This window comes from uncultured Gimesia sp., from assembly GCF_963976445.1.
In the GTDB taxonomy this organism is placed as follows: Bacteria; Planctomycetota; Planctomycetia; order Planctomycetales; family Planctomycetaceae; genus Gimesia.
The window spans coordinates 1-26,592 of sequence record NZ_CAXBKP010000018.1; the positions used below are offsets into that span (position 1 = coordinate 1).

At 47.0% G+C, this 26,592-nt stretch carries 23 protein-coding genes; 19 read left to right on the forward strand and 4 right to left on the reverse strand.

What is annotated here, in order from left to right; genetic code table 11:
• Positions 1-643: 643 nt before the first annotated feature.
• The 8 genes from AAC022_RS18345 to AAC022_RS18380 all read left to right on the forward strand — a co-directional run bounded on the left by AAC022_RS18345 (position 644) and on the right by AAC022_RS18380 (position 8,720).
• A complete protein-coding gene (locus AAC022_RS18345) occupies positions 644-1,609 on the forward strand; it encodes a DUF1559 domain-containing protein (RefSeq protein WP_339733385.1) in 966 nt (321 codons plus the stop codon).
• Positions 1,610-1,773: 164 nt separating this feature from the next.
• A complete protein-coding gene (locus AAC022_RS18350; RefSeq protein WP_339733387.1) occupies positions 1,774-2,184 on the forward strand; it encodes a carboxypeptidase-like regulatory domain-containing protein in 411 nt (136 codons plus the stop codon).
• Positions 2,185-2,476: 292 nt separating this feature from the next.
• Complete coding sequence (locus tag AAC022_RS18355; protein WP_339733389.1) at positions 2,477-2,761, forward strand: DUF1559 domain-containing protein; 285 nt, start codon at positions 2,477-2,479, stop codon at positions 2,759-2,761.
• 184 nt (positions 2,762-2,945) lie between these two features.
• Positions 2,946-3,305, forward strand: coding sequence for a carboxypeptidase-like regulatory domain-containing protein (locus tag AAC022_RS18360; RefSeq protein ID WP_339733391.1), 360 nt, complete (start codon positions 2,946-2,948; stop codon positions 3,303-3,305).
• Positions 3,306-3,473: 168 nt separating this feature from the next.
• Entirely contained in the window at positions 3,474-4,664 is a 1,191-nt protein-coding gene (locus tag AAC022_RS18365) for a tetratricopeptide repeat protein (RefSeq protein WP_339733393.1), read from the forward strand.
• A 549-nt stretch (positions 4,665-5,213) separates the two neighbouring features.
• Positions 5,214-5,648 (forward strand): hypothetical protein, encoded by a 435-nt coding sequence (locus tag AAC022_RS18370; RefSeq protein WP_339733395.1) that lies wholly within the window; start codon positions 5,214-5,216, stop codon positions 5,646-5,648.
• Between the two features lie 134 nt (positions 5,649-5,782).
• Complete coding sequence (locus AAC022_RS18375; protein ID WP_339733397.1) at positions 5,783-6,811, forward strand: DUF1559 domain-containing protein; 1,029 nt, start codon at positions 5,783-5,785, stop codon at positions 6,809-6,811.
• 256 nt (positions 6,812-7,067) lie between these two features.
• Positions 7,068-8,720, forward strand: coding sequence for a CRTAC1 family protein (locus AAC022_RS18380; protein WP_339733399.1), 1,653 nt, complete (start codon positions 7,068-7,070; stop codon positions 8,718-8,720).
• A 6-nt stretch (positions 8,721-8,726) separates the two neighbouring features.
• Here the strand turns inward: AAC022_RS18380 and AAC022_RS18385 are convergent, their stop codons facing one another.
• The 3 genes from AAC022_RS18385 to AAC022_RS18395 all read right to left on the reverse strand — a co-directional run bounded on the left by AAC022_RS18385 (position 8,727) and on the right by AAC022_RS18395 (position 11,640).
• Complete coding sequence (locus tag AAC022_RS18385; protein ID WP_339733401.1) at positions 8,727-10,586, reverse strand: multiheme c-type cytochrome; 1,860 nt, start codon at positions 10,584-10,586, stop codon at positions 8,727-8,729.
• Between the two features lie 71 nt (positions 10,587-10,657).
• Entirely contained in the window at positions 10,658-11,290 is a 633-nt protein-coding gene (locus AAC022_RS18390; RefSeq protein WP_339733403.1) for a CDP-alcohol phosphatidyltransferase family protein, read from the reverse strand.
• 59 nt (positions 11,291-11,349) lie between these two features.
• On the reverse strand, positions 11,350-11,640 hold the full coding sequence (locus AAC022_RS18395) for a hypothetical protein (RefSeq protein WP_339733405.1): 291 nt from the start codon (positions 11,638-11,640) through the stop codon (positions 11,350-11,352).
• 349 nt (positions 11,641-11,989) lie between these two features.
• On the opposite strand from AAC022_RS18395, the gene AAC022_RS18400 reads away from it, so the two are divergent.
• Together AAC022_RS18400 and AAC022_RS18405 are read left to right on the forward strand one after the other, a co-directional pair.
• Positions 11,990-13,636 (forward strand): hypothetical protein, encoded by a 1,647-nt coding sequence (locus tag AAC022_RS18400; RefSeq protein ID WP_339733407.1) that lies wholly within the window; start codon positions 11,990-11,992, stop codon positions 13,634-13,636.
• Positions 13,637-13,643: 7 nt separating this feature from the next.
• Positions 13,644-14,390 carry a creatininase family protein gene (locus AAC022_RS18405; RefSeq protein ID WP_339733408.1) on the forward strand — a complete coding sequence of 249 codons (747 nt, stop codon included), beginning with the start codon at positions 13,644-13,646 and terminating at the stop codon, positions 14,388-14,390.
• On the opposite strand, the gene AAC022_RS18410 is transcribed toward AAC022_RS18405, so the two are convergent.
• Entirely contained in the window at positions 14,391-15,584 is a 1,194-nt protein-coding gene (locus AAC022_RS18410) for a hypothetical protein (RefSeq protein WP_339733409.1), read from the reverse strand.
• Positions 15,585-16,026: 442 nt separating this feature from the next.
• Between AAC022_RS18410 and AAC022_RS18415 the strand changes: the two genes are divergently transcribed.
• From AAC022_RS18415 to AAC022_RS18455, 9 genes are all read left to right on the forward strand, one after another.
• Positions 16,027-16,713 (forward strand): class I SAM-dependent methyltransferase, encoded by a 687-nt coding sequence (locus AAC022_RS18415; RefSeq protein WP_339733411.1) that lies wholly within the window; start codon positions 16,027-16,029, stop codon positions 16,711-16,713.
• Positions 16,714-16,788: 75 nt separating this feature from the next.
• A complete protein-coding gene (gene asnB, locus AAC022_RS18420) occupies positions 16,789-18,627 on the forward strand; it encodes an asparagine synthase (glutamine-hydrolyzing) (protein WP_339733413.1) in 1,839 nt (612 codons plus the stop codon).
• A 42-nt stretch (positions 18,628-18,669) separates the two neighbouring features.
• Complete coding sequence (locus AAC022_RS18425; RefSeq protein WP_339733415.1) at positions 18,670-19,356, forward strand: sugar transferase; 687 nt, start codon at positions 18,670-18,672, stop codon at positions 19,354-19,356.
• A gap of 456 nt (positions 19,357-19,812) precedes the next feature.
• On the forward strand, positions 19,813-20,958 hold the full coding sequence (locus tag AAC022_RS18430; protein WP_339733417.1) for an O-antigen ligase family protein: 1,146 nt from the start codon (positions 19,813-19,815) through the stop codon (positions 20,956-20,958).
• Positions 20,959-21,562: 604 nt separating this feature from the next.
• Positions 21,563-21,916: a hypothetical protein gene (locus tag AAC022_RS18435; RefSeq protein WP_339733418.1), complete on the forward strand. Its 354-nt coding sequence runs from the start codon at positions 21,563-21,565 to the stop codon at positions 21,914-21,916.
• Positions 21,916-23,433 carry a lipid II flippase MurJ gene (locus tag AAC022_RS18440; RefSeq protein ID WP_339733420.1) on the forward strand — a complete coding sequence of 506 codons (1,518 nt, stop codon included), beginning with the start codon at positions 21,916-21,918 and terminating at the stop codon, positions 23,431-23,433. The genes AAC022_RS18435 and AAC022_RS18440 overlap by 1 nt, the downstream gene beginning before the upstream one ends.
• On the forward strand, positions 23,433-24,266 hold the full coding sequence (locus AAC022_RS18445) for an aldolase/citrate lyase family protein (protein WP_339733422.1): 834 nt from the start codon (positions 23,433-23,435) through the stop codon (positions 24,264-24,266). The genes AAC022_RS18440 and AAC022_RS18445 overlap by 1 nt, the downstream gene beginning before the upstream one ends.
• 370 nt (positions 24,267-24,636) lie before the next feature.
• A complete protein-coding gene (locus AAC022_RS18450) occupies positions 24,637-25,569 on the forward strand; it encodes a UDP-glucuronic acid decarboxylase family protein (RefSeq protein ID WP_339733423.1) in 933 nt (310 codons plus the stop codon).
• A gap of 8 nt (positions 25,570-25,577) precedes the next feature.
• Complete coding sequence (locus AAC022_RS18455) at positions 25,578-26,591, forward strand: NAD-dependent epimerase/dehydratase family protein (protein ID WP_339733425.1); 1,014 nt, start codon at positions 25,578-25,580, stop codon at positions 26,589-26,591.
• Position 26,592 lies beyond the last annotated feature (1 nt).

Consider the following 26,592-nt stretch of genomic DNA (forward strand, 5'->3'; position numbering starts at 1 on the left):
GCTGCAGGCAACGACACGTCTGGCGTGACACGCAGGGACAAGAACCGGACACTATCAATATCACCGTGTATTCGGCGTCTACCGTCCCCACACCTTTGTATTTCATCTCTGTTGTCCAGATCGTCGTCCAGATCAGCAGAATCTACCAATGACTTTTGTTATCAGACTTCGTTCTGTTGCTGAAATACATTTTCAAGTGGCTAATATGATCGACGTTGTCGCGATTCTGTAGGGGCTCCGCGTCATTCTAATGCCCAGCCTTTTTAGCGAGTCGTATTTTGATACTGATATAGAATCGAATTCAGCACCAGGCACGTATCTTCTATCCGAAGTATAAAATATCACGGATAAAATGGGTAGCTTATTTGAATCTAGCAGGCGCTTGTGATAAGGTATAACAAAATAAACTTAAGAAAGAAAAGGCGCTTACATTTTCTTTCTTCATCTCTCATCCAGTGGTTCCATTTCGCCCTGATTCAATTTGTCTATCGGCAATATTGCTGACGCGATCTCTACTCCCGCTTATATCGGAACCCTCAGTCTCAATTGAGTTTACAGTTCAAACAGTTCAAATTGATACTGAATTTCTATTGATCAGATTGCAGTAGTCATTTCTTCCCATTTATTTCTACAGGAGTTTTTTGTGACCAGATCTTTATCTCAAAAACGTGGTTTTACTCTGATTGAGTTACTTGTCGTCATCGCGATCATCGCAATTTTAATTGCTCTGCTGCTTCCCGCCGTTCAACAGGCACGTGAAGCAGCCCGTCGCAGTACGTGCAAAAATAATTTGAAGCAACTGGGACTGGCGTTTCACAATTATCATGATACCCATCGGGTGTTTCCTCCCGCAGCCATCAATCCAGGCAGTGCAAAATGCGCTTCAATTTTTACTCCCGACAACATCATGAATCATACCTGTTACCAGATGTTGCTCCCTTTTCTAGATCAGGGGCCACTCTACAACCTCTACAACTGGTCGACTCCCAGTGGGTCAGCAAAACATTCCAGCTGTGGGCATACTGCTCCTCCCACGGCATCGAATCAGTTTAATCTGCTGAACTCCAATCTTCCCATTTTTCTCTGTCCTTCTGACAGTGGGACACCAATCGGTACCGATACCGGTGGCACGTATTACTCAAACGGTGCTCACCGGACAAGTTATGGTGTCGCTGCAAATCAGTACGATTCCGACAAAGGGGCTTCTTTTCAGGGAGACACATATTCCAAAAAAGGAGTACTCGGCTTGAACGGTTCTGCGAAAATATCTTCCATTACGGATGGATCCAGTAATACCGTGATGTTGATTGAGACTCCATTGTTGAAAACGACCAATGGGACTGACACCTATGTTGGTTTTGGTCCTTTCTGGGATACGTTTACTCATACGCATTTCATACGTCCGACTGGTCAGGGAATCAACCGACCGCGCGACGCCACAAAAAGTCAGCGTGTGTATGGTTGGGGAGCGGGGAGTTTTCATGTCGGCGGTATTCATGTTCTGCTGGGGGATGGTGCCGTCCGTTTTCTGAGTGAAAATGCAGATATGACAGCCGTCGTCCAGTCGCTGATTTCGGTGCAGGGGGGCGAGGTCCTTCCTGAATTCTAAAAAAGAAATCGGCCAATAAGATATTTTCTCGCTGTAACAGTTGATGGCTGTTACAACGGGATGTTTCAAATAACAGACTACGTTCACTGTAGGCCGTAGAAAGTCTCGATTGTTGCCGGAATAAGAATTCAGGCAGCCAATAATGATAGAAAGAAAAGCAGGCTATGATCGCGAACACGCGTTCTTCTAGAAAACCAGTATGGTGCCTGGTGGCATTACTGGGAATATCCGGTTGTTTTGGTGGAGGAGAGTCTCTTCCGGAACTGGCAGAAGTCACTGGCACCATTAATTTGAATGGCAGCCCTTTGCCAGGGGCCAGCGTAGTTTTTCTCCCGAAAGAGGGGGGAAGTGCTTTTGCGTTGACTGATGCAAATGGAAAATTTGAATTGATGTATAATCAGGATACAGCAGGTGCAGTCCTTGGCTCTTATACTGTCAAAGTCTCAAAAGAAAAGAATCCCGAAGAGCCCGGGATGGATCTGGTCCCCAAAAAATACAATGAAATGACTACGTTGACGGCTGAGGTCAAATCCGGAGCGGAAAACGACTTCCAGTTTGACTTATCCAGCAAATAAATTTCAAAAGGCTTCTACTGATTCCGGTATGCATTAACCCCGTTGGGTAAGGTGTTTTTTGCGCGGTCACTTTCTCAGTGCCGATGATCGTACCTACGAGTGCGAAAATAGATTCTTGCCGGATAGTTTAAAACCCCTTACTCTTTGAGTGAGGGGTTTCTTTACGTATACAGGATTGCAGAATAATCATGGAGTTGATTGGTAGGTATAGTGTCGCATTTCTTCTATCGCACTCTAATCATGGTTTATAAGGGGTTTTATAATTATCACTTATGATTATTTCAAAAATGAAATGATTCACTCCCGTAAATCGAAACGAGATGATTCTGAAGCCAGTAATGATAACGGCATTGTGTATGTCGGAGGGGCTGGCCGTTATGGGATCAATGATACCTGTACTAACTGCGTACGCGGATTCAGCAGCATGCATACCGGGGGAGCGCACTTTCTGTTTGCTGATGGACGTGTCCAGTTTCTGAGCGAGAATATCGATCTCAATAACTCGACGTCCGGAGTCGATAGTACGTTCGAAAGACTGATTAGTATCAATGATGGTGATGTGCTGGGGGAATATTGATCCTGATTTGATTTAAATTTTCAAAGTGAGCCGACTTCTGTTGGCGCGCTCTTTTTTTCAAATATTCAAATAATGAGTGCTCCATGAAAAAATTGACTGCAACTTATGCTGCACCTTACTTTGAGAAAAACTGTTTGGTGGCTTTTGTCTGCTAGGTATGCTGCTTCTTTCAGGCTGTGGTTCCGTGGCGGAAGATCAGCCTGATTTGGGTAAAGCCTCAGGGCAGGTAACTCTAGACGGTAAACCCTTGCCAAATGCAAACGTGTTTTTTCAGCCTGTTGAAGGGGGACGAAATTCTACTGGAATCACCGATGATCAGGGAAATTATATCTTAGAGTATCTGCGCGATTCGAAAGGAGCAAAAATCGGCCGCCATAAAGTTCGGGTTTCGAGGTTTGTGGAACCGGTGAAAGGCGATAATGGAAAAATCGAAGACCCTGGCCAGAAAGAGCTGGTACCTGACCGGTATAACCAGAAAACCGAACTGGAAAAAGATGTGAAAGCGGGCAAGAATACGATTAATCTTGAGTTGAAGACATCCTGATTCACACTGTTTAAAACAAAGTTGTGTCGAATGGATCGCGTCTCTGCGATTCACTCTCATCGCAAAAAAGCTTTCCCCAGCCTGGATGAAGCGTTAGGATAGGAGTGATCGGTGCCTGTTTGCAGGCGCTGAAATTCCTTTCTCCTCGAGCAGATACAGGTTGCTGATATGCCCCCCAAAGAAACAAAGACTCCAGACAGGATACTGAAGCTGGGCTTGGTCTTTGTATTTATGGCGATCATATTTTTTCCACTTTCTGCCTGGTGGAATCAGCAACAGATCCATCAGCTCGAGAAGAGTGTGAGCCAGTTGCTGCAGGAAGAGAACTGGAATGCTGCTGAACAGGCTGCTAAAAAATGGACAGAACGAGATCCCAAAAATTCTGATGCCTGGCTGGATTTGTCTGAAGCCTACCGTCAACAGAATAAATTTGCGGAAACAGCAGACGCGTTGAGACAGATTAGTGATACTGACCCACGCGTTTTAAAATCACTCGCTTTACGAACGGATTTGCTGCTTTCTGAACTGAATGATCCCATTCAGGCGATCGAAACCTGTCAGCGTCTCTTGAAAATTGATCCGAGAGTGGGGCGGGCGCGGCAGCGTCTGATTTATATTTATGCCATGATGTTGCGCCGGCTGGAGATGGTAGAACAAATCAGACAAGCGATCAAATTAGAGTGTGAACCCCCTGAGGCTTATGTTTATCTGCTGCTCTCAGATTCGCTTAATTTCAGTAATGGCGCACCTCTCATCCATAGCTGGTTAGATAATCATCCAGAGAACGAGGCTTTGGAAGTGGCGATGGCACTCTATATTGCGCGGAGCGGAAGTCATCGATCAATGCAGATGAAAGATTCTCGAGTGATCACAGGAGGGGATCAATCCTTGATTACAAATTGTTTGAAAAAGTACCCTCACAATAAGGATGTACTGGCTTTTTATCTGGAAAAGAACCTGGAACAAGGGGATAGGGATCAGGTTGCGGAATTGTTGGAGAAACTATCCGTAGATGCAGAAAAAGATAATCGATTTTGGCGATTTCGTGGTCAGTTTCTTGTTTTAAAAAATCAGCTTGAGCTTGCAGAAGAATCTTATCGTCAGGCAATTCTGTTGAATCCCTACGACTGGAGATCACGAGTCGGTCTGAGTGAAATTATGAGAAGGACAGGGAAGACTGCCGAAGCGCAGGGACTGGCGCAACTCGGAGCAAAGGGCAAAGTTTTTTCCAGGCAACTGATGGAACTGGAAAACCCCAGTCAAATTTCTGCCGCGCTGTTAGAAGAAATCGCCGTCTATGCCCGTGAATGTGGCGATCTGAAAACCCATGAGGCGATTCAGAACCGAATAGATCAGTAACTCGGCTCCCTCTGCATTAAAAACCGAACAAAAGGTCGAAAAAATCTTCGTTTGTCGCAGAGGCCTTTCGATATCAGGCCAAGATCTAAGGCCTTGTTCCTTTCGTTGGCTGCCCCCTACGTAGCACTTCCTAAGTACTTCATCAAAAATTCACCAAATATCACTCAAATCATCATTCGGCTCGGAAAATAGTTGACAATTTGTAAATGCCGTTTGTAGAATTGGTGGATTGCATGTATCTGATGGGTGATTTATCTTAGTTATTAATGGTGATTTAATAGTTTTGATACTGCCCGTGGTTAGTGCACACATCTATTTTTTCTCTAAAGTCTATCTTGTTGACTTGAACGCGTATTACATCTCAAAAGATCTCGTGACTTGATTTCGCTGTAAAAACATTGATTTAACATCGCAATATAAACATGTTTGTAGTAATTTATATGTGTTGTCGTTTATGTGTTATTTGGGAAACGTCTTGTTTATTGAGGTGGGATCGAACACCAGTGATTTGAATTTGTTGTCTTATCTAAATTGATTAAGGGTCGCATTATGAATCATATCTTTCTTTCTCAGCACATCTCGAAGTGTTTTCTGCTGTGTCTCTGTTTCGTGATTTCCGGTTGTGGTGGGGGCGTGGATGACGCGCCGACTCTCTATCCCGTAAAGGGAACCATCAAAAAAGATGGTCAAGGGATTAAAGACATCCGTGTTTCGTTTGTACCGGCTGAAGATGGCATTCCTGCTGTGGGGGTTTCTGGTGAAGATGGCAGCTACGAATTGAGTAACCCTAAGGGGGGGTTGGGAGCCCAGGCTGGTACATACAAAGTTGTGTTGTCTGTCACCGCCAGTGAAGCCGGTTATTCCGGTGGTGGTGATCCAAGTAAGTCAAAATTGCCATTTCCAAAGTCTTACAGTTCAAAAACAACGACTCCTAAGAGTGCTCAAGTGAAGGCAGGCGAAAATGTAGTGGATATTGAATTCTGAAACAGGAGCCATTGTTCTTAGACGATTAAATCACCTTTCTATTTTGCTTATTTAAATAAAAATATTTTCTCATAAAAATAATCGTGATGTTTTGTCACACTTTTTCTTTTTTTCTTTTTCAGGAGCGCCATTTTATGCGAAAACTTTTCTTATCCTATCGAATGCGACAGCGCGCATTCACCCTGATCGAATTATTGGTGGTGATTGCCATTATTGCTATTTTGATTGCGTTACTTTTACCCGCCGTCCAACAGGCACGTGAAGCGGCACGTCGTTCTACCTGCAAGAATAATATGAAGCAGATCGGTCTGGCGATACATAACTACCATGAAACACATGGTACCTTTCCACTGAACTATGATGCTTCTAGAAGCCCGGGGCAGGTCGGCTGTTCTGTTTCCTGGATTTCGATGTCACTGCCCTATTTGGATCAGGCTCCGTTATACAATCAAATGAATTTTAGTGACATCACTAATACTGGAGGATCTACCTCTTCTTATCCGGGAATGGACAGTGTTTCCAATAACTCGGCCAGAACGACCCCGATCTCAGTTCTACTTTGCCCCAGTAATCCACAAGCCAAACTAACCGGCTCAGCGATGCATTATGACTTCGGAGGGAATAACGGAAATTCACGGGATCTCCAGGCAGCCAGAACTGATTATGTTGGCAGTATGGGCTTTATGTGGACGGGTTGGAAAGACTGTGGTGATACAGGCCAGAATGGTGCCCCATGGATCGATCCCGGCATTGATATTACCCACAATGATCTCAGCCGATTTGGTGGACTTTTCTGGTGGCGTGGTGCGACTCGTCTGCGTGATATTGTAGACGGTGCCTCGAATACGATCGCGGTTTATGAAAATCATCATTGGAATTTCAGTAAGAAATTTCCATCGGAAAGTAATAAATCCGGTGCCTGGATCAGTCCTTTGGGAGCCATTGATACGCATACATCGGCTATCAATGCTGACCCTGAACAAGTCGCAGCAGGTAATGGTGCAGACGATACCCGTTGCACCAACTGGAGCAGTACGCATGTTGGTGGTGCGCACGGCTTGATGACAGATGGATCAGTCCGATTTGTCAGCGAAAACCTGGATCTCGGGATTAATAAAGCATTAGTCACCAAATCCGGTGGTGAAACCTTAGGTGAGTTCTAATCACCGGACACTTCTTTTGTCTGTAGTATTCACAACCTCCTCACCAGATCTGGTGGGGAGGATTTTTTTCCGTTGAATACAAATCTGACTCAACGGAATCGTCTCCTTTCATAGAGCCCGAAAAGTGATAATGTGCCCAACCGTAGATCAAACGGGGCGATTTCTTTTCACATTTCTTTTGATTCCTCTTCTCGTCGCCTGTGATCAGAGAGATGGTAATTCGTCTCGAGACAAGCTAGAACCGACTGAAGAAATTGTGAAATTCCCCCAGAGTAAATCTAAATTTTCTCTGGGACTTGCCTCGGATGTTGCTGGTGAAAAAAAAATAGACCAGCCTCGTTTCGAAGTACCTCAATTCCGTGAGGTGCACGTGCAGGCGGGGGTTGAATTTATCTATGATAATGGAGCCAAAGGCGAACAGCTCATGGTGGAAGCGATTGGAGGAGGCGCTGGCTGGCTTGATTATGATCGTGATTCCCTGATTGATGTTTATTGTGTTCAGGGAGGAGATCCCGTTTCCAATTCAGCGGACCAGGGACAGAACCAGTTATTTCGTAATCTGGGCCATGGTTCCTTCAAAAAACTCACAGCAGATACTGGCGTCGCAAATTCGGGTTATGGCCAGGGAGTCACCATCGCAGATTTCAATAACGATGGTTTTGATGACATTTATGTAACCAATGTAGGCAAAAATGCACTCTACCAGAATATGGGAGATGGCACCTTTGAAGATGTCTCGGAAGTCTCGGGGACAACAAATCCTTTGCTTTGGAGTTCCAGTGCTGCCTGGGGAGATTTGAATCGGGATGGAAATCTTGACTTATACGTCTGTAATTATGTCAAATTTGATGTACGTAATCCCAAATTTTGTACTGACAAAAAGGGCATCAAGCGGATCTGTCATCCGAATGAAATGGAAGCTGAGTTGAATGAAGTTTATTTCAGTCTGGGGAACGGCCAGTTTAAGGTGGCCGGGGATGAGCTGGGGTTGCGTGGCTCAGACGGGAAATCGTTAGGAGTCTTGATTTCTGATCTGGATCGCGATCAGTTTCCCGATATTTATGTGGCCAATGATGTCACGCCTAATTTTCTGTTTCTGAATCATGAAGGTCAGACTTTTCGAAATGCAGCAATCGAAAAAGGTTGCGCGATGAGCGGTGCTGGTTCTAATCAGGCCAGCATGGGGATCGCTCATGGTGACTATGACCGAAATGGGTTTCTTGATCTCTATGTGACTCATTTTACCGATGATTCCAATACTCTCTACGCAAATCTGGGGGAAGCCGGGTTTCACGATGCCACAAAAACGACAGGCTTGCACCGTCCGACCATTTCGTTTCTCGCGTTTGGAACGATCATGGGAGATTTTAATCATGACCGTCACATGAATCTGTTTATCACAAACGGGCATATCGATCAAATGGAGGACCAGGGCTACGATTGGAAAATGACACCGCTTTTATTTTCTTATCAGGGAGGGCAGTGGGTGAACTGCAGCGCACAGGCAGGCCCTTATTTCCGACAAAAGTTTATTGGTCGTGGAATCGCTGCCGGCGATTATGATAATGATGGTGATCAGGATCTGTTTGTTGTAAATCAGAACGACCCGGCGTCACTGCTGCAGAATGAATCACATGGCAATCACTGGTTAAAAGTGATGTTGAGCGGAACGACCAGTAATCGGACGGCGATTGGTACCAAAGTAGAGGTCAGGCAGAACGGCGAGTTATTTTATCAGGAAGTTGTGGGAGGCAGCAGTTACTGTTCCAGCAGTCAGTTTGCACTCTTTTTTGGTCTTGGTCAGGTTGAAACAGACTGTCAGGTAAAAATCATCTGGCCCAGCGGTCAGACACAGACCCTGGAACAGATTCCCGTTGACCAAACTTTAAAAATAATCGAACCGACATAATCCGATTCAACGTGGGGGCTGAAACTGTTGTAGTTTTTGTTGATGCTGTTGACTGAGTTCTGTCTTGCCCTGTTGCTCGTAAACCTGGGCCAGCCAGCCATGTAATTGCCAGACAGCAGGATTAATCTTGAGCCCGCGGTTCGCGTATTCGATACCCTGATCGAACTGGTTTGTTAAACCAGACATATGCACCAGGCGTCCATAAATCTGACTCCGCCAGGGATTGATTTCGATAAAGCGTTTTGCGTATTGAATTCCTGCCTGGTAATCCCCCGTGTCATGACAAATCGCCGTCAGTTTCTGTAACGCGGCTTCTGAGTTCGGGTTCAATTTCAGGGCTCGTTCCAATGTCGCTTTCGCCTTTGCTCTCTCGCCAATCAGGTTATAGGCCAGGCCTACCTGCGTGATGAGTGCTTCATCTGCACTGTCTTCCCCTAACAAAGGCAGCAGGAGTTGCAGCGCCTGCTGCGCATATTGTAAGTCGTTTTTGGTTTCGGCCAGCGAGATGTAAAAGAATCCACGTGCACGCTGGAGATCATAAGCGGAATTCGCATCCTGCGGTTTACGGAAGACGGTAAATCGTTCTGTTTGTGCAGGCTTTTGAGGCCGCTCATTTTTGTTTCGGAGAATACGATGATCCGTGAGAGAAGTATGCGGGACAGAAAATGCAGCACGTTTGGGCATGTGGCATGAGATGCAAGATGCTTTTAACTGTGTTGGAGTATCTTCGGGGCGCGAACACTGGTTCGTACTTTCGCCGTGGCATTTGAGGCAGCGTTTTTCAAAATATGCGACGCGTTCTGTCTCAGTGGGGAATTGATGCGGGTCGTGGCACGAGATGCAGCCCATCTGACTTGCGCTCTTTTGGTAACATTGACTCTGATGCATCTGTTCGACCTGACTGACGGCCTGGGTGTCACCTGTAGCCGTGATGCGATCTCCTTCCTGAAACACAATCCATAAATCTTCAATCAGATTTCCGGGACGAAAATCAAACTCACCGCGACCATAGCGGAGAATGCGTCCTTCACCTGTCAGATGGCATTGATAACAGACCGCGTCTCGGGCAGCAGGGGATAAGTCGACGGGATTCACAATCGGGTCCGAGCCCTGTTTTTTACTACTGGCTAAATGCCATTGGATATGCGGTTCGCCGGGACCATGGCAACGCTCACAGCCGATGGCTGTTTCTTTGAACGGCGTTGGATCAAACTGATCTTTCACCCCCTCGGTCTTGGAGACCGAACCAATATGGCACTGGATGCATCCGTCAATCAGCCGTCGTTCAAATTGCTTGTGATGTCCTGGCTGATAACCCGGAGAGAGATCCCAGCGTTGCTTGCCGGTGTACCAGGAAAGGGGGGACATGAACAAGAGGCCTGCGTGGTTCATAACATAAGACCGGCCCCGCTTTCCTGAACCGATGGCAAAGTCGATCGGCTCAACTTTGTCATAGATCAGTTCATTTTGTGGCGTCATTCGTTTTTCATGGTGATAGACTTTCCCGTCTTTTTTCTCGACTTCATATTGGTGCGTCAGGGGAGACTGGAAACTGGTTTTGTGTTCGTAATCTTCAAACGTTAAGTCGCCGGGGACTGGCTGCGCGGAAAACGACATCGGGTGAGATTGGTAGGTCGAGCAAATCTTAGGATGGCATTCTCTGCAGGCCAGGCTCCCCACATATCCTGCCGTTGAGGGGGCAGGTGGGATGGTGTGAACCAGAGTCAATTTTTCATCCGGCTGTTTTTTTGAGATCGGGGTAGAATTGGTCGTTATTTCGTTTTGATCAGTGCGTAAATACAGACCGGCCGTCACGAGCGTGACTGACAAAAAGAGAACAATAATAGACCATTGGGAGCGCGTCATGGTTGTTGATTCATTGAATTCTATCAGAACTCAGTCTGAGAGGATTTTGAAATTGTGTCATGTTAACCCCGTCACAGTTTTCTTCGGATTTTGTAGAAACCGGTCAGGGACTTCCATCCCAAGAGCAGAATAAAGATCCAGAGCAGGTAGTTCAGTGTACCTGGAAGGAAATACGTTTCGACGGGCAGCCAGGCGTAAACGATGAATCTCGGGCGCACAAGCCAACTGTAGGGGATCGCCAGAGAACTGCGAATCATGGCGAATACGACGATGAGGGTATAGAAAAACAGATACAGGCTGCCTGCGATAATTGTCACATTGCCATAATGAATCAGCGTAATTGTGGTGAAGGCTACGACCAGCTGATCTGAGGCAGTATCGGTAAAGGAACCGCGGCTGCCGGCAATTCCCTGAAAGCGAGCCAGGGGGCCATCAATTCCATCAAGTAAAACATGAAATAGCAGCAGGCTGAACGCCAGTAGTTTTGCCTGATCCCAGTTCAAGCCATAAGTAAAGCAAAAGCCGATCCCACAGAGCAGAGACAGGCCGGTGAGATGATTGGCAGTAATTCCCCATTTCACAAATAATTTCAGCAAAGGGAGAAACAGCAGATGGCGGCGGGACTGCGAGGCGTCCATCATTGTCTGTTCGCCACTGGCATAAACAGAGACTTTGCTTTTGGTTGTATTGGGGGGAGAGCACATGATTTCTATCCATTGTGTTCTGAACCAAAGTGTTCTGCTTCTCTCGAGATTATAATGAATCAAGAATCATTTTCATTTTGAAATAATTGATCCAGTACGCCGGATGCTTTTACTTCTTCAAATTTTCTGCGAAATACTTTTTCCTGTTCGGGATCGAGTTGAGGGGGCTGGCCTTGTTCTTTGATGTATTGCCCCATCGATTCCATTGTCTCCTGATCAAAGTAATGATCGCTCATCGCCAGGGAGAGCATCAATTCATCATCGGTACGAGGCTTAGCCTGGCATTCTTCGCAGGCGAGGAATGAACCGAATTTTAAGTGGCCACATTGAAAGCAGACTGCCGTTGTCATCTCAGATCCTTTGGTTTTACGCTGTTCTATATCATTTTAGAATTATTTTTCAGGTCCATTCTTCTTACCCGATCTCTTACTCAAAGTATATCAAAGTTTGGGGAGAAAAAGCGCGGAGATTTCTTAGGTTTCCTTTTTATATGTCTGGGTTTTGATATTATGAAGAGAGTTCGTGATTCATCATTCCCTGAAGTGTTGTGAATCTTTGAACAATTGAAGGAACTGTCATGGGGTACTGAGGGGGAATTCCCAAAATGAAAGTGCGACTCATTAAATCAGAGAACGTTCTTTTTCATCCGGCAACGAATTGAACTGATCTTTTTCCAATCATTTTAGAACTGACTGCAAGATGCATTTGTTAGATTATGGTGTCATTCTGGCCTATCTGCTGTTCTCAATTGGGCTGGGCATTTATTTCGGTCGAAATCAATCGCGGAAGGAATTTTTTGCTGCCGGCAATTCCATGGGCTGGTTGCCGGTGGGGTTGAGTGTGATGGCCACTCTGTTTTCCGCGAACAGTTTTGTAATGTATCCTTCGATTGCGTACGGAAGCAGCCTGCGAATCGGACTCTTTTTGATCGCCGTCTCTTTAATGGCGCCACTGGTGCTGTGGGTGTTCATTCCCGTTTATGCGCGGTTGAATTGCCAGACTGCGTATGAATATCTGGAACGTCGCTATCATGTTTCAGTTCGGTCATTAGCCAGTGGTTTATTTATTTTCTTACGGATTGGCTGGATGGCTTCTGCCACGTATGCAGCGTCGATTGTACTGGCCAATGTGATGCAGGTTTCTCAGGTCTCGGTGATTGTTGTTCTGGGAATTGTTTCCATCTTTTACACGATGCTTGGTGGTCTGCGTGCCGTAATGTGGACCGACGTGATCCAGTTTTTTATCTTCAGTCTGACAATATTACTGACGCTGGGTTTAATTCTGGCCCAAACCGATTCCGGAGTGTCGGGAGTCATTTCCACTTATTTTGAAGGGCGTAGTAATCTACTGGTGGATTTTACTCCCTCTCTGACGCTGGAATACGGCAGTTGGGCGGTGCTGATCGGGCTGTTTCTGGAAGCGCTCTCTGCCTTTGGTGCCGATCAGGTTGCCGTGCAGCGCTATATTGCCGCTCGCTCCGAGCGGACATCGCAGATCGGATTCATGATTAATGTAATCGGGATGTGGACTGTTGTGCCTGGTTTGTTGGCCATTGGGGTGGGGCTTTATTCTCACTATCATCAATTTCCGGAACAGATGGTGTCGGTATTGGCGACGGAACTAAATGGAGAACTGCCTGACTGGAGAGCGAACGCAGCCGGGGCGGAGAGTGGAGTGACGGTTCCCGAGTTTTATCAATCGAATCCAGAGTATGTGGCCGAAGACGTTAAGGCGTTGAAACTTCAAGACCAGGCATTGCCGCAATACGTGCGATTGCATTTTCCGCCGGGAGTGGTGGGGTTATTTCTGGTTGCGTTAATGGCGGCGGTGATGTCCAGTATCGATTCAGGAATCCACTCTGTGACGACTGCACTGATGGTTGATTTTCGGGATCGGCATTTTCTCCATTTAAAGCCGGACAGTAATAAAATGGAGATTCTGCAAGACCGGGCGCTGGTGGTTTTGATCGGCGTGCTTTCCATTGTGCTGGCCTGTAATGTGGGTGAGATGGGTGACGTGTTTGCAATCGGGAAAAAAGTGACCGCCGGTTTTGGTGGCCCTTTGCTGGCCGTGTTTATTCTGGCTCTGTTCTTTAAAAATTCAACTACCGTGGGGGTTCTGGTGGGGACTCTCTCCGGCGCCGTTATCACAATTTCGTTAATGTATGTTGCCTCTGACTGGTTTTCCGTCTGGTTCTGGCCAATCGGATTCGGATTGACGATGTTGATTGGTGTGGTTGTCAGTTTATTGACGGCTGCTGATCCACAGGGGGCGGGGGAAACGCCGCTGACCTATTGGAATGTGATTCAGGGCCGTCATAAAAATAGTACAGAATTAAGAGAGTGAGACTCCCATGAAATATGCTGAAATGACTGCGATTGAACTGAAGAATGTATCGCGGGACGAAACACTCGTTGTCTTGCCGATTGCTGCGGTGGAGCAGCATGGCCCTCATCTGCCGACGGCGACCGATGAAATTATCTGTACGGCGGTCGCAGAACAGGTCGAGCAAAGACTCAAGGAATCGGTCTTGTTGCTGCCAACGCTCTGGCTGGGGGCCAGTCAGCATCATCTTCGCTGGGGGGCCACGTTGACTTCTCGTGTAGAAAACTATGAAACGTTGTTGTGCGAGATTTGCGAATCGTTGCTGGATGACGGTTTTCGTCGTGTTCTGATTTTAAATGGGCATGGGGGAAATATCGGCCCGATGCAGATTTCCTTGCGACGTTTGCAGGTTCATTATCGAAACTGTCAGTTAATGGCGGCGTCCTACTGGTCGATTGCAGAAGCAGAGATCACGGCTTTAATGGAAGGGGAGTGCAAAACCGTCGGTCATGCTTGTGAAGCGGAGACTTCGTTGGTGATGCATCTGCGACCAGAGCTGGTGCGGAAGTCACATATCGAAAATTCTGATGATTACCAACTGGATATGGTGGATGGCGTCTACTTGTGTAACGACATGTTCCAGCGGACTTCTCAGGGAGCCACCGGTCGACCCGATCTGGCAACCGCCGAGAAGGGGGCGGAGATGTTTTCAAAAATTGTCTACCGCGTGACCGATGTGCTGAAATCGTTGCAAAAAATTCCGTTTTCCGAATGATTATGCAGCCCGGGATGCGGTCTGGGATTTAAGCACCCGCAGGACTGTTTCTGCTATCCGCCGATGCGATTGACCGTCGCAGTTCCATTCCTGACGAATCTGCGCGCCGCGGACCTGTTGGCATTCTACGGATTCCCGTTTTACTGTCGCCATTGCGCGGGATCCGGCTTCGATGGTCGTGGAAAATGTGGCCCAGTCGTAGGAGTGTAAAGGCAAACCGTAGGCGCTGATGTCATCATCCAGGTTAAAAAAGGCGACCTTTCTTCCGATGAGTGCTGCTTTGATGGCAACGGTTGAATGATGTGTGACCAGCAGATCGCAGGCATGCAAAACTGTAGCAAGCGTCTCTAGCGAGGCATTGAGAGCTGAATTTCCGAACCGCTTGATGACGCGCCGGGCATCGGCTTCCGTGTGGTTCGGATGCTTGCGAACGGCGATCCGCAGATTTGGGTTGAGGATCGCAGCCTGTTCCAGACTTGCTTCAATCAACTGACTCTGCGCGTCCATGCCGGGTTGCATCGCATACAGAGCTACTAGGCAATGGTCTTCAATTTTGTGTCTGGTGCGCCACGCGAGTCCTGCTGACTCCTGATGCAGTACATCGTCAGCACAGTCGAAGCTGGGGTGACCGGTGATGACTAGGTTTTCAGGGGAAACGCCCCGCGCGGTCAGCTGTGGAATGGTGGCCTTAAACGGGATGCAGACCTGATCAGCCAAAATATCTGCAATTTGCAGGCCGAACAGACTGACCAGGCTAATGGAAGGAATATTTCGTTCACGGGCAACGATGACCGACGCTTGTTCTGCCCGGGGGGAGTTGGTCGTCAAAAGCACATCAGGCTGAAATTGATCAAATGCGCGTCGCAGGGGATTCAGTGGTAAAAAAACGCGTCGCCCCTGTTCCCGATAGTGCTGTTCTGCTGCTGACACGCCCACCCGGTCCTCAAGATCAGCGTAAGAGAGTCCGAGGTAAGCGATGGTTTCTGCCAGTGGAACAGACTGACCGTCGGCCTTCATTTCAGTAGCAAGTCGGATGCCATGCCGTTGGGCACGATCATCTTCTCGCGTCATCAGGTGACGAAACCCGATTGGCTCGAAGCCGGCTGCTTTAAGAGGTTCTTCAGCCGTCGTCAGCCCCAGAACTGAAATTCGACAGCCTTGTGATCGAAGTTCTTCAAGCACTGGAATTAGCATCTGGACATGCCCTCCGCCGTAACAGGTAGCCAGTATATGGCTTGCGGTCCTGGATGGTGGGGCGGTTGTCGGATGGGGCATGGAGTTCGGTCGTTTTAAATCAAGACGAAATTAAGGTCTGTGGGTAAATAAACAGGCAGGTATTAGATAAGGATTCACCAAATTAGGTCAAGAGCAACCAGATTGACGGGACAACTTCTGAAAGAGGTACATTCCAGCTGATTTACGCTATAAATCTGGTCTTTCCCGAAAACCCGAAATATTTTAGTTTACCGATTATGAAAAAAGTACAAAATCTCTGCTGACACCTGGGAGAGAGGTCTCAGCAGGTTTGTTTCAGTTTATCAGCATGATAGAAGATTCTGGAATGGCACTGATCGCTTACCTCGGATCAATTCTGATGTGGCCGGTTCAATTCTTACTTAACTGATGGAGTCATAGAATGCAAAACGTTAAATTACTGGATGATTTCCATCGTCAGGATGTAGTCCGGCTTCTGGAAGGGAACGAAAATATCGGCATCGAACTGGGAGTGGCCCAGGGGATCTTTTCCGAACGGATGATTGAGTCAGACCGATTTTCAACTTTTTTTGGTGTCGACATGTACGCTGACACGCATGATACAGAAGAGTATAAAGGAGCCTTAAAACGGGTTGGCCTGTTCGCGCCATATAAACTGCTCCGAATGACCTTCACAGAAGCGCTGGATCTGTTTGATGACCATACGTTCGACTTCATCTACGTGGATGGATACGCCCATTCTGGTGAAGAAGGGGGCGAGACCATGTTTCAATGGTATCAGAAACTGAAAGTCGGTGGCGTTATGGCCGGAGACGATTATCATGAAAAGTGGCCCCTCGTGATGCAGTCTGTTAATGAATTTATCCGGCAGACCGGCGGAGAACTGATGGTGACCGGAAAAACAGAAGACATGATTCACTGTCAGTACCCTAGCTGGTTGACCGTCAAGGAGCGTGATGTGGAATTGGCACCGAACCAGACAATGGTCAAGCATGGTAAATCAATTACCAGAAAGCTGGTCCGCAGAAGACATTTTAAAATCTATCTGCAGAATCTGTTACCGGATTCGGTGATGGAAACACTTGAGAAAGTAAGACGGGCCGCCTGATACAACTTTTGTTGAATTAATCAGGCAGGGAACGCCTGCAGGAGTATTCCCAGTAGGGAAACGGAAGGAATCGAAATGTGTGGAATCATTGGGGGCTATGATCGCCAGCGGCGTCCCTGGGGGACAGCGCTGGCAGAACAGGCCTGCAAAAGTATGCATCATCGTGGCCCGGATGATCGAGGATATTTTGAAACCGATGGTATTTTGGTTGGAAATCAACGCCTTTCGATTCTGGATCTGGCTGGCGGGCATCAGCCGATGTTCTCCGATGACGGTCAGATTATCGTCGTACAAAATGGAGAGATCTATAATTTCAAAGAGCTGGCCAAAGGACTGAACTGTAAAACGAGTTGTGATACCGAAGTCATCTTACGTCTCTACGAGCGAGACGGAGAAGGTTTTGTAAAGCAGCTGAACGGTATGTTCGCGGTTGCCATAATTGATCGTCGAAAGCAGTCGTTGCTATTATATCGAGATCGCATCGGGCAGAAGCCGCTTTATGTTTATGATGATGGCGCTCGAATGATGTTTGCTTCGGAAATCAAGTCTCTATTTGCGATGGGTGTCAAAGCAGAGATGAATTGGGAAGGCTTTGATGCTTACCTGACTTATAATTTCGTTCCACCTCCCATCACCTTGTATCAGAACATCAATCATCTGATGCCAGGCCACATGCTGAAAATCAGTCCGCAGGGAGTGGAACAACAGCAGTGGTGGAATCTTGCAGAGAGTCCGGTGGAATCTCGCTCCGATGAATCCTGGTGTGAAGAAATTAGAGAGACGCTCAAAGCCGCAGTGCAGATCAGGCTTCGAGCCGATGTTCCACTCGGCGCGTTTCTGTCGGGCGGGATCGACAGTTCCTCGGTCGTTTCTCTGATGTCGCGGGAACTACCTCATCCAGTGCAGACTTTTTGTATCGGTTTTGATGATCCGCGGTTTGATGAGTCACGATATGCTCAGGAAGTGGCAGAACTCTGTGGCAGCCAGCATACCTGCGAGGTTTTAAGTCCCAATTTGACATCAACGTGGCCGTTGACGGTCTTTCATAATGACCAGCCTCATGGCGATGTTTCGTTCATGCCGACCTATCGCGTGAGTCGTCTCGCACGTCGTTCGGTGAAAGTGGTTCTGACCGGAGATGGCGGAGATGAACTGTTTGCGGGATACGATGTGCATCGCAATTTCTTTACCAACCGGGATCTAACTTTCTCAAGAGATCAGATCGAGAACGACTACATCAGCGCCATCAGTCTGCTGCAACCCGAGGAAAAGTGGACACTCTATTCTGCTGAATCACAGCGTCGGCTGGCCACTGCCGATGCGAGTCGTTTTGCAAAATTGCATCAGGTTGAGTTCCGTCATCTGGATCCGATCAACCAGGCATTGGCGTTAGATACTCGACTTTTATTACCGGGGAACAATCTCGTTAAACCGGATCGAATGGCAATGGCAGTTTCATTGGAAGCACGCGCACCGTTCCTGGATTACCGGATGGTTGATCTCGCGTTTCGGATCCCGGGTGCCTTGAAACTCAATGCCGGAGAGACCAAGTCGATTTTGAAAAAGGCATGCGAATCGATTTTACCCCGTTCCATAATTTATCGAAAAAAACAGATGTTTACAGTGCCGATCGGCGAGTGGTTCAAAAAGGAGTTGACACCGTTTGTCAAGGAAGTGCTCCTGTCTCCGCGCTCCATGGATCGTGGTATCTTCCGTCCCGAGCGGATAAGTCAACTGATTGATGAGCATGTCGCGGGATGTGTCAATCACACGCGAACGATCCGTGCCTTGCTGGCTTTTGAGTTATGGCAGCGGACTTTCATTGATGATTGTTTTCAGCAGCCTCCCACATATGCGGAGCTGGGAATTCAAAGTTCGGTTGATGTGATCAACCCAGAGCGGAAGGCAGCCTGAGCAGCAGGCATTACTGAATTCAGAGAAGGTTAAAAGCAGGTCATGGATGAATCGACTCGGTTAGAACAGAGCCAAAGCTCAGCTCAGTCAAAGCAGGGCGGACCACATTTTAATACACGTTTGCTGGCAGAACCACAGTCGGCTACCGGTCTGAGAAGCCGCCCCGGATACGTCCTGAAACGGCCCATTGATCTTGTCGTAAGTGGTCTGGGGCTGATTGTTTTGACACCGCTGTTCCTGGGAATTGCACTATTAATCAAGCTCACCTCGACTGGTCCGGTTTTTTTCCGACAGCAGCGAATTGGTTTGGAGGGAAAACTATTTCAGATTCTGAAATTCCGCTCCATGAAGACTGGTTCCGAAACCGGTTCGCGATTCACAAAGACCAATGATTCGCGCGTAACCGGGATTGGAAAATTACTCCGAAAAACAAGTCTGGATGAGTTGCCTCAGTTGATCAATATATTTCGCGGCGAAATGAGCTTGATTGGTCCTCGTCCTTATGTCGGTTTTGAACTGGCAGAGGCGTCTGCTGAGACGCGTCGCAAGCGTGCTTCAGTGCTGCCTGGCGTTTCAGGGCTGTCTCAGGTCTCCGGCCGCAGTTCGCTGGCGCAGAGTACCATCCTCGAATACGACGTTGAATATGTTGAGAAATGCAGCCTGAAATATGATCTGGGGATTCTTTATAAAACGGTTCAGAAGGTCATTACCTGTGAAGATACCAATTAAGCCCGGCTGTTTTTTTGAAATTCTTCTGCGTACGGTTTTTTGTAGTGGGTAAATGTTCCGGTTTGTTTGAGTCCATTAAATGTAAGTGTTTGTTTATGGGAGTGGTTCTTTGGGAAACCAGAGTGTCGGTGGTCGTTTGCTGAAAAGTCCTCTCGAATAAAATCGAGATTCCTGTTATTCATTCGCATGAGCAGAATTAGGCTGATTTCATTCGAATGATTCCCTTTCACCTTTCATCTTTCTGATGTTGTATATTGATCATCATGTTTGACTGGATCTGAACTGATGCATATTTTTGAAAGTTATTCAAGCCGGTTTGAGGCAGAACCGTTTGCTCATTTCAGCCGAACACATTTTCAGGATCAGGCTTTCCGGTTCGGTGTCTTGCTGGCGATTGTGACCGGTTTTGTAATTCCGTTTTCCACAAGCCTGACTTCGGTCTGTAGCGGGGGCATTTTGCTCTGCTGGCTGCTGAGCGGTCAGTACCGGGTAACCTTTGAGTTACTGAAACGCTATCGGGTTGCGACAGTTGCACTGCTGTTTTTTGCCGTGCTTGCTGTAAGCTTGCTCTATACTCCCGAGTCTCTCAAGCACGGGGCGCGGAATCTGTTCAAGTATCGTCAGTTCCTAATGATTCCAGTTTATCTATCGTTCTTTCTGGATCCCAAAGCCAGGCAGCGGGGAGTTCAAATGTTTGGGCTGGCGATGTTACTGACACTCATCGCTTCACTGTCCTGCTGGGTTTTTGAGATTCAAGGCAGCGCTCGACTGCTGGATCATGCGGTTTTTAAGAATCGAATCACACAAAATATTTTGATGGCCTTTCTTGTTTATCTCTCAGCCTGGAAATTTTTGGAAAAACCGCGGCAGCATTGGTTTTATTTCGTATTAGCTCTGATTGCGGCCATTAATGTGATTGCAATGGTACCAGGACGGTCTGGATATCTTGCCTTAGGAATACTGACTTGTCTGTTGATGTATCAGAAATTAGGGTTTAAAAGCATCGTTCCTGCAGTCATTTGTCTAGGTGTGGTGGGGGGGCTTGCTTACAGCCAATCGGCCACATTTCAGAAGCGTATTAATCAAGTGTTTACCGAGATTAAAGAGTATAAAATCGCTCAAATTCGGCGCAGCGGTGTAAATTTGCGTATTGAATTTTACGAAAACAGTTTGCACTTGGCTAAGTCAAATCCTCTACTTGGTTCGGGGACTGGAAGTTTTGGTATGAAGTACAAGCAGTTGGCAGAGCAGAATCAGCAAATATCTACTTCGAATCCCCATAATGAATATATGATGTTACTAGTTCAGAATGGGATTATTGGGGTTGGTCTGTTTTTATCCTTCTTTTGGAGTGCCTGGCGCTCGACACGCTTGATGACGGGCCTTGATCGTGCATTGGGGCAAGCGGTCCTTGCTGTTTATTTCGTTGTTTGCATGGTCAATTCACTCATGTTAGATACAACTGAAGGTAGCTTGTTTGGTTTCTTGGTCGGACTCACCTTCGCTGGAGGGGCATCTGCATTAAGCCGGGGAGGGGATTCTGTTCCAATTGTATCTTCCTCCGATGATGAAGAGCCGCCGGTGGTTTGCGATGCAGCCTGATGTCTGTTGATTGAAGTAGAGCAAAAAAGTGGAAGTGGCTAGTTCCAGCGTTTAATTTGATTCAATCTTTACACAAAAAACAGGTTTTAATATGATCTACGTTTATCGTTATCTGAGATATATTCGATTGTGTTAAAACTGCTTTTTTCTTTCCTAACCGAATTATCGGTTCAGGATATAAAGTGCCAACCAAAAGAGAGCTTGGATGGCCGGTGCGATTGGATTGATCATTGCACGGGGGGCCAAAGGATGTTCTCGGGGAAATAGACCGGATTTGGCTGGCAAGCCGCTGATAACTAGGTCGAGCGAGGATGCGTTAAAGAGTCAGAAATAAGACCGTGCGCTTGGCTATATTGATCACGAAGCGATCGAATTTCTCTCGGCGGTATAGTGCTAGAGTTCAGTTTAGTCGAACCCTTTATTGCTTTGGATGCGTTCAGTTATTTCAATGTCATTCTGACTGCAAGCGACTGTTTGGCAGTGTATGAATTGAGTGAGAGGGGGTATCTGGCATTAATTCACCCGATATTTCGCTTTTGGAATGCTGAAGATATCGATGGAACGATCAAAATTTTGAAAAAGAAAAACCAAGGCTTTCATCTGCATGACGGAAGCAATAGGTTGTGAAGTGACCATGATCTGTGTTGAAGTCCGTGTTCGCCTGGAGAAAAGCGAATTCAATCGTCTTCAGGCGGATTCGAATAAGATGATCCATCGATTCAGTGGCTGGAAAAGTCATGTTCCTTTCAACGAAGGAATGGCGAAGATGGCAAACTGGATCGGTCGAAAGATTCAAAAATTGAATGCCGAGTGCTATACTGTCTTAATCGAATGCCAAGTGCTATACTGCCTTAGTGGAGACGTTATTGAAGACCGAAAAATCAAAATGCAATGGATTGTCAGGTTGAAAGCATACTTTAGAGGACCTTTAGAGATTTCAGAAAGGTTCTTGGTCTGATGGCGAAGCGATCCCTATCAATGGCAGCAATGTTTGTAGCCGTCGCAATAGTATTGGGGCGGTTGATGGGCTTATTCCGCGTGCTCGGCCTGGCAACGGTCCTGGGGGTTTCTCATTCGAATGACTTGGCGATCCTGGTCATTTCTGTCCCAGATATTCTCAATGCGATGTTGATCGGTGGTGCCATGGGGGCTGTTCTGGTACCTGAAATGCACCGTCGGGCTCAGGATGATTCTGAGCAACATGCCAATCAGTTAATAGTGCAAACTTTTTTTGTTGTGGCTGTTTTCTCCAGTATTCTGGCTTTGCTTTTGGCTTTGTGTTCCTCCTGGTTTACTCAGATTCTGGCGTCTGGATTTACACCTGCTGAGATCAGTCAAGCCAGCAGTTTGATATTGATTGTTTTGTTAGCCTTCCCAATCAGTGCTGTCACTGCGGTGACCTCGGCCGCCTTACAAGGGCATCACAAACCAACGCTTCCCGCATATGGAAATTTGTTTTTCAATGTGATTCTGATCGGCGCCATATTTATGTGGGTGACGCCGGATCATATTACAATCCTCGCCTGGGCCGTCGTAGCGGCAGTCTCCTTTCGCTTGATCACGCAAGTAATCAGTTGTTTTGCCATTGGTGCTTTTCAAGGGGGATTTCATTCCGTCTTCCGGTTTGCTGCTTTAAATCGGGGGTTGATGCTGAAGTATCTGCAAGCCTTGACGGCAATCGGGCTTGTTGTGGCATTTCCGGTAGTATCCCGGTCCTTTGCTTCCGCGTATGAAGGGGGGATCAGCCTGTTTGAATATGCGCAAAAGCTGGTAGAATTGCCCCGTGGGTTATTCGGAGCCATTTTGTCGATGGTGATTTTTCCCCGGTTAAGCCGCATTTTTACTGAAGGCAATACCGTTGACGGCTCAAAATTGACGAGTCAGGCTGCCGGGTTCATTTTATTGATTACGATTCCGGGTACCGTTGCCGTTTATGGCTGTGCGGAACCAGTTGTTTCTCTGTTGTTTGAACGCGGCATGTTCTCAGCACAGGATTCCGCGAATACTGCCCGTTTATTACAGATTGGAATTATGTCGATGCCGGCATTGATTCTTTCGATTCTTACCATGAATGTATTTTATTCAAGGCATGAAACGATCGTTCCCTTTAAGATCAGTCTGCTTTCATTGGGATGTCTGATGTTGCTTTCTGTGATACTAAGAGCATCGATGGGAATCTCCGGGATTATGCTCGCGTTCGTCATTACCAGTTGGGTTCACTTTTTGGGTTTGACCTTTTCATTGCATATGATGTTGAAGGTTTCGGTGATTGAAGGCGTCGATCTTAAGCATTGCGCTGCTTTAATTCTGCTGACATTATCCGGGATCTCCTTTTCAGCTATGATGATTAAGGTGGTTGTGGAGCCCGTTCTGCTGATTGTTTATTCTGCAATGCTGGGGCTATTTTGTTTTGGGGCCGTTTTAATGATCCTGAAGAATCATCTGTCATGTTTCAACAGGAAGCTATCTTTATAATGCAATATTTATTTCTTACCGATTGCCCGGAAATTGCAGGCTACGTTGAGCAATGTGGTGTCGATCAAATATTTGTCGATCTGGAAATACTGGGAAAGGCCGAACGCCAGGCCGGGATGGATACCGTGATTTCCCACCATAAACGGGAGAATGTCAAAAAAGTTAAGCAGGCAGTCACTCGTGCTGAAGTGCTAGTGCGGGTGAATCCAATCAATTCCCAATCGATAGAAGAGATTGAATCGGTCATAGAGCAAGGGGCCGATTGTTTGATGCTCCCCATGTTTCGCTCTCTGGAAGAAGTCGAATGGTTCTGCCAGCGTGTTGATTCCCGTGCCCAGGTTGTCCCATTGGTTGAGACGGTTGGGGCGATGAATCAACTAGATCAGATTGTTCAAGTCCCTGGTGTGTCTCAAATTCATATTGGCTTAAACGACTTACATATCGACTTGGAATTGAACTTTCTATTCGAGCTGATGTCGAATGGCATGGTGGAGAAGATGGCATCGATTTGTAAGGGCGCGAACATACCCTTTGGGATTGGTGGTATCTCAACAATGGATCAAGGTCTGGTTTCAGGGAGCATGGTGCTGAGCGAACACGCCCGACTTGGTTCCGAGTGGGTAATTCTCTCACGGTCCTTTCATCAAAACGCAACGAATTTAGAAGAGTTCCAGACGAAAATCAATCTGAAATCAGAGATTCAGAAGGTCAATCAGGCCTATCAAGCGTTGCTCAGTCGCTCGAAATTCGAAATTGAACAAGACAAAAAGTCTTTGTATCAGGCTATCAATGACATTGCGTTGGATAATCAAGCTGCCAAAAATGCTTCTTAAATCATTTGCGGGTCCTGATCCAGTTGACGCAACCATAAAGTCGGTCTGCTTTCCCAGCTGGTGTGCATGCATTTATTGCTGTAGTTCGAGACTCACGATCAGTGAATGAAGAGAGTTCAGGATTTCAGGGTCGCTGGTGTAAGGTGCTCGTTTTGAGTTAGTCTTTTGTATTTCAGGATCGAGAACTGAAAACCCTGTATTCGCTTTTCAGCGTGGATCATTGTTTCAAGCTCAATCGAATTAACAGTCAGATTTGTTTTCTCGCTATTTGTGTGACGTTACTGTAAACTAAGAAAATCTGAGTGAATGTCGAATGTGTTATTATCAATGGACTCCGAATTTATAGATGTGCAAAGGACAAGATTCACTGATGAACTCTGTTTTAGTAACCGGGGGAGCCGGGTTTCTGGGAAGTCATCTCTGTGACCGGCTGATTCAATTGGGCAAAAACGTAATCTGCCTGGATAACTTCTTTACAGGCAGTAAGCAGAATATTGCGCACTTGATGGGCCATCCCCGATTTGAATTAATGCGGCATGATATTGTGCATCCCATCTACCTGGAAGTCAACGAAATTTATAATCTGGCCTGTCCTGCTTCGCCGGTGGCCTATCAATACAACCCGATCAAGACGATCAAGACATCAACGGTTGGCATGGTGAATGTTCTGGGGCTGGCAAAGCGTTGTCGGGCCAAAGTGCTGCATGCTTCAACCTCCGAAGTATATGGTGATCCAGCAGTCCATCCTCAGGTGGAAGAATACTGGGGCCACGTGAATCCCCTGGGACCTCGTAGTTGTTATGATGAAGGGAAACGCATCGCCGAGTCATTGTGTATGAATTATCATCAGGCACATCAGGTACCGATTCGGATTGTGCGGATCTTTAATACCTATGGTCCGCGGATGGATCCAAATGATGGCCGGGTGATTTCCAATTTCATCAATCAGGCCTTGCGGGGAGAATCGCTGACAATTTACGGTAACGGTGAGCAAACTCGTTCGTTCTGTTATGTTGACGATCTGATTGATGGCTTTCTGAAAATGATGGACCAGGACGAGACAACCGGTCCCGTCAACCTGGGGAATCCTGTTGAAAACAGCATGCTGGAGCTGGCGGAAGCGGTTCTGCAGGCAGTCGATTCCGATTCACAGTTGGAGTATCAGCCTCTACCGACGGATGATCCCAGGCAGCGTTGTCCTGATATCACCAAGGCACGGACTCTATTGCAGTGGGAGCCGAAAGTCTCTTTGAAGGAGGGGCTGGCAAAGACCGTTACTTATTACCAGGACCTTATGAAATAGGAAATATCATGAGTCAGATTCTGGTGACAGGTGCAGCTGGTTTTATCGGGTTTCATGTCACATCAAGGTTGTTGTCTCTGGGACATCAGGTGACGGGGGTTGATAATCTCAACACTCATTATGAGGTGGAGTTAAAGCGAGCTCGCATCAATCAGATTCAGCATGCATCTGCATTTCAGTTTATCGAGGCGGATATTACTGATACCGCATCGATGTCTCGTATCTTTCAGGAATCAGCATTTGAAAAAGTGATTCATCTGGCTGCGGAAGTGGGGGTGCGAAATTCATTACTCAAGCCGCTGGAGTATGTGCAAAGTAATATCTTGGGGTTTGTCAATGTATTAGAGCTCTGCAGAATGAACCAGGTGGCGCATGTCGTTTACGCATCTTCCAGTTCGGTTTATGGTGCCAATCGGAAAACTCCCTATTCCACACGTGATCGTGTGGATCACCCGGTCAGTCTGTACGCTGCAACGAAACGCGCTGATGAATTAATCGCCCACAGTTACAGCCATCTTTATGAACTACCAACAACAGGACTCCGCTTTTTTACCGTTTACGGTCCCTGGGGGCGGCCTGATATGGCAGTCTTTCTATTCACTAAGGCGATTCTGGAAGGGACACCCATTAAAGTATTCAATCACGGAAATTTAAAACGTGATTTTACTTATGTCGACGATATAGTGACCGGCGTGTTGAACGTGTTGGAAGACATCCCATCACAGGGTGAGGCAGTGTCGACGGGAACACCTGATGAACTGACGGAAGCACCTTACCGACTCTATAATATCGGCAACCACCAGCCTGTTGGAGTCTCTCGGCTGATCGATGTGATTGAGCAACGGATTGGCAAACCGGCGATTCGAGAAAATTTTCCGATGCAACCGGGTGATGTGTTGGAAACTTATGCTGACATCTCTGGACTTCAGCAGGCGATCAATTTTTCTCCGTCCACCTCGATTGAGGAGGGCATTGATCGATTTGTGGAGTGGTATCTGTCTTACTACGCTCCACCTCGGTAAA